We start from the raw sequence: 7472 nt of genomic DNA on the forward strand, positions 1-7472 counted from the left end.
AGTGGGACGGCTGGGGCATCGGGAGCCCGGCCATCCGTTCGAGTGGCCGAACGCGGCGGCTGCGGCGACCGGTTCCGCCGCTCCGGCTCGCCGTGGCGGACGGACACCAGACCGTGAAAGGCAGGAACAGCGGCGGGGTGGCCGGCAGAAGGCTGTCATGGCGCGCGCCGAAGCCCGTGCCGGCACCGTCCGTGAAACAGCCACGGGAACAGCCGATCTCCGCTCCCCTGGCGGTGCAACGGGTCGGCCACGCCTGGCTCGTGCACCCCGCCGACGGCCCCGACCGTCGCTCGCTCCTTTTCGCCGGTGGCCTGGCGGCTGACCCCGCGTACTGCCTCGTCGTGGTGGACCTGCCGCCGGAGAGCACGCTGGACGCCCTGGAGGAGACGGTGGCGCCCCTGCTGCTGCCCGGGCACCGCGGCCTGCGCCTGGTCTTCGGCAGGGCACCGGCGCAGGGCCCCACGGCCGCCGGCCGCCGGCTCGCACTCCGGCTGGGACGGCCGGTCGCCGTGCCGGACGGTGTGCTGCGCCCGTCCGCCGCGGGCGCGTTGTTCATCGGGGCGGACCGCGGGCGGGGATGGGTGCTCTGCACGCCGGACGGCCGGGAGGAGTTCCTCTCCCGCCGTTTCCCGCGTCCCCTCTGGGACGATCTGCTGCCGACCCGGCCCGAACCGGTGGGCGCTCAGGCCGTGGCCGAACCCGTCAACGCCGGCACGTGGATCAGACCGGTGCGGGAGGACGACGCCCAGCATCGTCACCGCGGGTACCTGGCCGCGCGGCTGCACGGCCGGAAGGACGCGCCCACCGTGGTCATCGGCACACCCGGCGCGCCCGCGGTGCGTGCCGAGGAAGTCGCCGCCTACTGGCGGCACCTGCCGGCCGAGGCCCGGTCCACATGCCGCTTCGTGCTGTACGCACCGGCGCCGGCACCCGGCGAACGCCCTTTCGGTGACGTCCTCGCCGCTGCCCTCGACGAGCCGGTGCACATCTACAACGGCTTCCCGGCCAGCGACCCCCTGGTCGGACGTGCGGCGTCGCACGAGGTGCTGCTGGTGGATGCGGACGGCGGACCGGGACGACCCGTGTTCGCCCGCGAGTACCTCCACCTGCCCCCCGACCCGGCGGGCCGGTCCACACCGTTGCTCACCATCGATCACGAGTGGCCCGTGCGTCACCTGCCCATGCTCCGCCAGGGGCTCTACCACGGAGGGTCCGGGACGGTCCTGGAAGTGCTGCCCTGGGGCCTTTGGATACGTTCCGCGGTCGAGCCTCCGTACGCGGACGACGTACGCGCCGCGCCTCCCGACCCGCACCACGAGTTGATCCTGTGCGACGACAGCGCTCCCGAGGCACTCCCCCGGCTGCAGCACCTGGCCGAGGACGTCGTGCGGCGCCTGCCGCCTGAGTCCGGCCTGATGGTGCGGGTGCTGACCGCGGGACGCCCCTGGGGCGTTTCCCCCGCCCGCATCGACGCCGGTTCGGCCGGCCCGCTCCCCGAACACCACAGGGAAGAGCCCGCGCGAGCACTGGAACCGGCCGTCGGCCCCCGTGACCGCGCCGGCTCCCCCAGGGACACGGCGATCGTCGCGTCGGCGCTCCAGCGCAACCCCGAGCTGGGCAGGCACCTGCCCCCCGGGACCGCCCTGGCCGGGCTCGTGGCGGTCCGCCTCCAGCTCACCGCCCGGGGCCGCTCGGAGGAACCGGGGACCGGGCCCACCGGCACGGTGACACCGCCGTTCCCCGACCCCACCGCGCTGGAGGGCCTGGCCACCCTTCCCGCCTACGACGGGACCGTGGCGGTCCGCGCGGATCTGACCGAGGCAGACGTCCGGTGGTACGCGGAGCAGCAGGTGATCGTCGAACCGGGCGTGTGCGCGGCGTCCCTCACCGGCAACGCCGGCAGGACGGGCAACACCGACATCCTCATACGCTCGCTCACCGGCCGCCGCACGGCCCTGCTGGAACCGGAGGAGCCGGACCGGGTCCTCTTCCGGCCGGGAACGCGGTTCGAGGTCCTCGCGGTGCGAGCCCGGCGGGACGAGCGCGCCGTGGTGATGCTGCGTGAACTGCTGCCGGCCCAGTCGCCCGGTGCCGTCCCGGCCGGGTCCGCCGTACGCGAACTGACGGAAGTCCTGAGGGTGTGGAGCGAGGACGAGCTCGGTGGTGTCGTGCGGCATGTGGCACCCGATCCGTTCGCCCGTCCGCCCGGGCTGGGCGGACGGAACGGCACACCGGATCGGTCGGACGCCGACGACCGCCCGAGGGCGGTACTCAGTGGGCGGTACCGCTGAGCCAGAGAACGACGTCGTCCTTCTGGATGACCACGTCACCGTCTTCCTGCAGTACCAGTTCGGCTCCGTCGTGCCCGGCGGTCCCGGACGACCAGGCCGTTCGGTCGTCCTGGGTGTAGACGACGAGGTGTCCGTCCGCCTGGAACACGGCCTTGTGACCCATGCCGGTCGTGTGGGATGACCAGCGGACCGTGCCGTTCTCGTCCGCGACGACGAGGTTTCCGTCGTCCTGCAGGGTCAGCCGGGCCCGGTCCGACTCGATCGACTCGCCGAGTCCCAGGACGCGGGTGGCCTGGACGACGGTGCTCCCTTCGGCCGTGGCCGCGCCCTCGCCCTGTTCCGCCGCCGGGGCGGCCCCCTCAGGTGCGGTGCCCTCCGTCGTCGTGGTCCGGGCCGCGGTGGCGACCTGTGTCTGCTGGTCGGGCACGCCCTGTACGGCAGACTGGGTCTGCGCCGCCGGCTGGCCCTGGGTTGCCGCAGGGTCCTGCGCCCTTGACGGATCCTGGGCGGTCGTGCTGGCCGCCAGGGTCTGGTCCGGCTGGGAATCCGGTGCCGACGGCGGATTTTCGGTCCTGGTGCTCAGGGCCATCACGACGGGTTTCGCCGGCTCTGGAGCACGCGTCTGCGGGACCTGGGGAGCGGGGGTGCCGGAGTCCTTCGGCAGATCGGCCCGCGCGGTGTCCCCGGGTGTGTGTCCGGAGCGGGAAGCCTTCTCGGGGGTGGCCGCGGCGACCTGCACGCGGGAGGGGTCGACCGGCGGCTCGGTCTGCTGCCCCCCGTCCCTGGACGACTTGGTTCCGTGCCCCGTGGGAGCCGGCTCCTGCGAAGCGCGCGGGGCGCGTATACCGGGGCCCTGATAGCTCTTCGGGGGTGACACGGAAACGCTGGGGGAGGTCTTCGGCTCGGGTTCGGCGTGCGCCGGGCTCGTAGGAGTGGAGGAGGCTTTACCGGTGCCGGTGTGCTGACCGGTGCTTTCGGTCTGCTGCGGGGTCGGCACCTCCAGGGTGAAATTGGGACTGGTCGCCTGCGGCGAGCCGGACTCACGCCCCGAGGACTCGTAGTCGAACTCGTCCTTGTTGTCGTTGTCTCCCAGCGCCAGGGGCAGGGCGACCAACACGGCACCGGCGACGGCCGCGGCGGCGAACAGGGGCTTGTTGCTCCCGCGGCGCTGAGGGACGTCTCCCTCGTCTCGCGACCGGCCGGGCCCCTGCCTGCCCTCCGGGCGCGTTTCCTCCCACGGGGCCGGGATCTCGGCGTCGCGGCCCCGGTCGTCGGACTCGGGCGGCGCGGACAGGACGACCGCTCGCCGCATCCGTAGCTGGTCGGTTGTCTCCGGTTGTGCTCCGCGCCGGGGCGGCCTGCGCTCAGCGGACATGTACTTCTCCTCTGGGTGGGGCCGACCGAGGTCGGCATGGTCAGGCACCGTCACCGGCGCGCGGGTGCCGCTCGGCCAGCCGACCCGTCAGCCGGGGCGGCCAGGGCATGGCCCCGGCGGTCCGCGGGACGCGGTCCGCGGCCTGCGCAAGGTGTTCCAGGGCGCCTCTGTCCTGGGCATCGAGTCCGCCGGGTTGGGCGGTGGGGTCACCGTCGGCCAGCTCCCGCAGCAGCACGGTCATGGCTCCCGGAGAGCCACGGGTCGCAAGGACCTTGAACCGCGTTCCAGGGGCGAACAGGATCTCCTCGCCCTCGGCTCCGGGTGACGGCGCGAGCAGGTTGGCCACCCGTCGTCCGGTCACCGACCAGATGACGTACCGGTCAGCCCCGATCGGAGGCGCCCCGTTCAGCGCGAACGCGCCGACCGGTAGGGGCTCGCACAGTTCCGTCCCGGTCGGAGGCGCCGCCGCGGTCGGCGGCACCACCCCCGCGTCGCGCACGACGATTCCGCGGTAGGACGGAAGACGACGCAGCCCGGACGCCAGGCAGGCCAGATACGACAGGGCGTCGGCCGACCCGGCCGCCAGCTGCTGGACCAACCACGTCCAGCTCAGCGGAACTTCGTCCAGTGTGAGCAGACACCGCACCGCGATCAGGTCGGCCTGGGCGTCCTGGTCCTGCGCCTGGGTACGAAGACCCGGCATCACCGTCAGCAGACGGGCGACGGTTGCCTGTTGCTGCCACCAGTGGTCGCCGGCCATCGCCTGCACCGCCTGGCGGTCGGCCTGACCACTGCGGCGTGAGGGTGTGATCCGCACCGGAGTGCCGACCCCGGCCGTCGGAGGCACCGGTGCGGCCGACGGAGCCGCGGTGGTGGTCACCGGCGAGCGGGCGGGAACGGGGGTGACGGCTGAGGTGGGCGACGGCGGCGTGGGAGGCACCGGTGCGGCTGCGGTCCGGACGGACGCGGAGGACGAAGGTGCCGACGAGGGCGCGGGCAGGCCATGGGCGGCGGGTGCCTCCGCGGGCGCGGCGGCCGTCCGGTTCTGCTCCTGCGGTGCCGTCCGCGCCGTCTGCCAGGAGACGGGCACGGACCGGCCCCGCGGGACACCTACGGAACGGCTGGCCGCGAACGCCTCGGCGAAGCCCGGGGGCAGCGGGGCCGTCCCCATGGCCGGCCGCGGGGTGCGCGCCTCGTCGGATTTCCGTGAACCGGACACGGCCGGGTTCACGGGTGCCGTAGCCGGGGACTGCTGCGCAACCGGCGGGGACGTGGTCGGGACGTGCCGGATGCGTACGCTCATCGGTTCCGCGTGCCAGGGGGCCTGCGCCGCGCCGTCCCCGCCGGCCGCCGGGGATCGCTCGGGACGTGGCTCCGCCGCTTCGCCGGCGCCCGCCTGGGGGTCCTCGGCGATGACGGAGGCCTGCTCGTCGTAGGACAGTGACAGGCCGCGCCGCTCGGTGACCTGCCGCAGTCGGCGTCTGCCCTCAACCGTGCAATTCCCCAGCAGGTGAACGGCGGTACGTCCGTGCACGGACGGCTCGAGCTCCTCCAGCAAGGTGTCGAGGACGGACCAGAACCGGTCGTCCAGTGACTGGCCCGGCAGCCCGACATCGATCCACATCCTGTCGGGATCCAGCGGGCGTCCGGTCCGCTCGGGCCGACGGTCGCCGCGGGAGCCCACCCACAGACCGGCACGGGTGACGGCGACCTGCCACGTACCGTCCAGGGAGAAGACACCGCTTTCCTCCTCCGTCGTGAGGCCGGGAGCGGGCGGCCGCCAGCTCACGATGCGCGGCGCCGGTACGGATCCGCTGTGCGCAGGCACACAGGCGACCGCCTCGACGTAGGGGCGCCAGGAGGGCTCACCGTCCGCGCCGAGCAGGACGACAGCCGATTCCCCGGACCCCCTGTCGTCCACGCTCTCCAGGAGGACGGGTACCCCACTGAGCACTTCCATCTCGGCACCCAGCAGATCCGCGGCCTGCTGAGCGATGTCCAGCACGTCACCGCCGTCACCGGGGAGCAGGCGCACGGCGGCTCGGGCCCGTGGAGGCAGCAGACTCAGCAGCTCAGCGAGGGCCTGGGCGGTGACCGGAGGCGTGCCGGACGCGCCCACCACGACGGCGAGCCGCTGTCCGTCGACAGGTAGGGAGGCGCCGACCGCCCGAGCGGACTCGGCCAGTCGCCCCGGCCCGCGGATCCAGACTCCGGCGGGGACGGGTTCGACGACGAATCCCGCTACGGCGTCGGCATCCAGGCGAGCGGCCGCATCCTCCCAACTGGGCACCGGGTACCGCAAACCCAGGGGCCGGGGGGTGAGACCGGGGGTGAACAGCCACCAGCCGCCCGGACTGTGACGGCGCTCCGGAACCTGGGGGGCGAACAACGTGCCGCCGGGGGCGACGACCACAGGGCCGGCCGGCGCGATGACCTCCAGGTCCCAGTCGTCGCGGATACGCCGGGCGACGGCCGGCCGGCCCGGCAGATCCGCCCCCGCGTCCGCCCACACCAGCCGCACAGCGGCGACACCGGACCGTCGGCAGTCGTCCAACACCGCCGAGAGCCGCTTCCAGAGGTCCCTGGAGTGTTCGAGCCCGGCGGCGACCGCCACGGTTGCGTCGTCGTGCCCATCCTCACCGAGGGCGTCCGCCATCGCTTCGAGCTCTTCCGTGGACCCGCTTTCGGGGGCGAGAACATGGACCGACCCACGGCCGGCGGCTGCGGTACCGGTCCCAAGCATGGCGAAGAGGGCCCGTAGTTGACCCCGACCGGCGGTCCTCCGGCTCACGGCCGTCGGCCTGTGGGGAGCCCGCCGAAAGTAATGATCATGTCCTCTCACTGATCACTGTGTCCGCCGCTGGTATGCATCACCCGCAACCTCACTGGCCGTCAGTGCAGCAGACGGCCACCCGCTGCCACAAGGAGTGCGTCCGCTCCGTGCCCGTCCGCCGACAGCTCGTGCACGAGAGGGCACGATTCCCGCCCTCCGCGGCGAAGGCGGTCGACGGCGGCCGGAATGATCGGTCACGACGGACCGCCGTGGCCGAAGAGGCGGAATCGATGGCTCGCCGGGCAGAAGCGCCGGCGAAGGCGTCCGGAAGTGCCCGGGCTCTCCGAGGATCGGCCCGGCGCGGCTCCCTCTCCCTCAGCACACCGGGTCCGTCGCCCTGTCCCAGCGGTCCGCCACCGGCGCCTGCGCCGGTTCGCGTCCCCATCACGATCAGCTGCGATCGACCAGGAGAAAACGTGTCCATCCGCAACCGGATCATCGCGGGCGGCGCTGTCGCCCTCGTGGCCGTCACCTTGGGAGGTGTGTCTCTGGCCCTGGCCGACAACTCGGTCACGACGGAGACCCTCTCCGGCCAGATGACGTACTACAACGACAAGGGGACCGGCGCCTGCGGAACCGCAGTCGACGCATCCACCGAAGACCTCGTGGCCGTCTCCCGCGCCTGGTGGACGTCCGAGGACCCCAATCAGGACAAGCTGTGCGACGGTGTGTCGGTCGAGGTGACCTACAACGGCAAGTCGATCACCGTGCCGGTCAAGGACATGTGTCCGTCGTGCGATGCCGGTCATCTCGACCTGAGTCAGGCCGCGTTCGAGAAGCTCGCTCCCCTGGAGGAGGGCCTCGTAAAGGGGATCACCTGGAAGTTCGTCACCGACGGCGGCGAGGGCATCGCCATGGAGACCCTGCCTCCCGCGCCCATGGCACCTGTCGGCTCCGGTTTCCCGTCGCGGTACGCGGCGCCGTACGTGGAGACGTGGAAGGGGGTGTCGGTGCTGGAGGAGGCGCGGGCGGC

The 7472-nt window shown here is 73.1% G+C and carries 4 protein-coding genes; 2 read left to right on the forward strand and 2 right to left on the reverse strand.

Annotated elements, in window-relative coordinates; all coding sequences use genetic code 11:
- The first annotated feature begins 191 nt into the window (after positions 1–191).
- Positions 192–2291, forward strand: coding sequence for a hypothetical protein (locus tag IE260_RS34240; RefSeq protein WP_189879068.1), 2100 nt, complete (start codon positions 192–194; stop codon positions 2289–2291).
- Here the strand turns inward: IE260_RS34240 and IE260_RS34245 are convergent.
- Positions 2272–3666 (reverse strand): hypothetical protein, encoded by a 1395-nt coding sequence (locus tag IE260_RS34245; protein WP_189879070.1) that lies wholly within the window; start codon positions 3664–3666, stop codon positions 2272–2274. The genes IE260_RS34240 and IE260_RS34245 overlap by 20 nt on opposite strands.
- Before the next feature lie 40 nt (positions 3667–3706).
- Complete coding sequence (locus tag IE260_RS34250; RefSeq protein WP_189879072.1) at positions 3707–6322, reverse strand: hypothetical protein; 2616 nt, start codon at positions 6320–6322, stop codon at positions 3707–3709.
- A gap of 593 nt (positions 6323–6915) precedes the next feature.
- Between IE260_RS34250 and IE260_RS34255 the strand changes: the two genes are divergently transcribed.
- Positions 6916–7472: cysteine/serine endopeptidase inhibitor (locus IE260_RS34255; RefSeq protein ID WP_229881584.1), on the forward strand; the 557-nt coding region annotated here is incomplete at its 3' end.

The organism is Streptomyces viridiviolaceus (assembly GCF_014650995.1).
In the GTDB taxonomy this organism is placed as follows: Bacteria; Actinomycetota; Actinomycetes; order Streptomycetales; family Streptomycetaceae; genus Streptomyces; species Streptomyces viridiviolaceus.